The sequence below is a fragment of the Frankia sp. CcWB2 genome, assembly GCF_977927585.1.
On the sequence record NZ_CDWRCM010000108.1, the window covers coordinates 5,008 to 6,003 of the forward strand.

Consider the following 996-nt stretch of genomic DNA (forward strand, 5'->3'; position numbering starts at 1 on the left):
GCCGCCGCGGCCCGCAGGCCACGCTCCCGACGATCCCCGACGACCAGGCGCGGCTCCCCGGCCGCCGACGCCCACTCCTCGATCGGCCACCCCGCCCCCCGCGCCACCGGATGCAACGCGAGATCCGGGTTCACCGCCACCGGGTTACCGACCGCCCGCAGCAACGGCAGATCCGACTGGCTGTCCGCATACGCCCACGACACCCCCAGATCCGCCCCCAACACCCGCGCATGATGATCGATAAACGCCGCCCGCGCATCCCCGACCAGCGGCGAGGATTCCAACCGGCCGGTCAGCAGACCATCTGCACCCACCTCCAGCCGCGCGGCGATCACATCGTCGAACAACGGCGCGAACGGCCGCGTCAACACCTCCACCGCCCCGGTCAACAGCACCGTGCGATGCCCCGCCGCCCGATGCTCACGCACCCGACGGATCCCCGCCGGTTTCACCCGCCGCAGCAGAATGTCCCCGGCGACCTCCACCACCAGCCGCTCCAACTCCGCCGGATCCACCCCCGCGTAGCGCGCGTACACCGACCGCATCAGATGCCCCCGGTCACGACGCTCCGCACGCACATACCGCGGCAACGCCACCGCCAGCGACGCAAGCTCCCGCACCCGCCGCGGCGCCGAGGCGTCCGCCAACCGCATCCACAGATACGACTCGATCACCGTCGCCGACGCCACCGCCCCGTCCAGGTCGAACACCGCCAGCACCCCGTCACCGGCGGCCAGATGCCCCGACAGCCGTCGCGGCGGCGCGGGATCACGCGGCCGGCGCAGCACCGCCGTCACCGCCGGGCAGTGCACGTCCTGCAGATAGTGCCGCCAGTCGAAACACGCCGGATCAAACCCGAACTCCGCCTGATCGGCCGGGTCCATCGCCGCGTGCAACGCACCCGTGGCGTCGTCGACATAGACCAGCTCCGCCTTCGTGTACGCCCGGTACACATCCGAGTAGCGGCGCAGAAACCCCACCCGGCTCTCCGCCCGC

General features: G+C 72.1%; 1 protein-coding gene. It reads right to left on the bottom strand.

All coding sequences use genetic code 11. The features are described 5' to 3' along the window. Positions 1–996: HAD-IB family phosphatase (locus ACY45C_RS12775; protein ID WP_462187851.1), on the bottom strand; the 996-nt coding region annotated here is incomplete at both ends.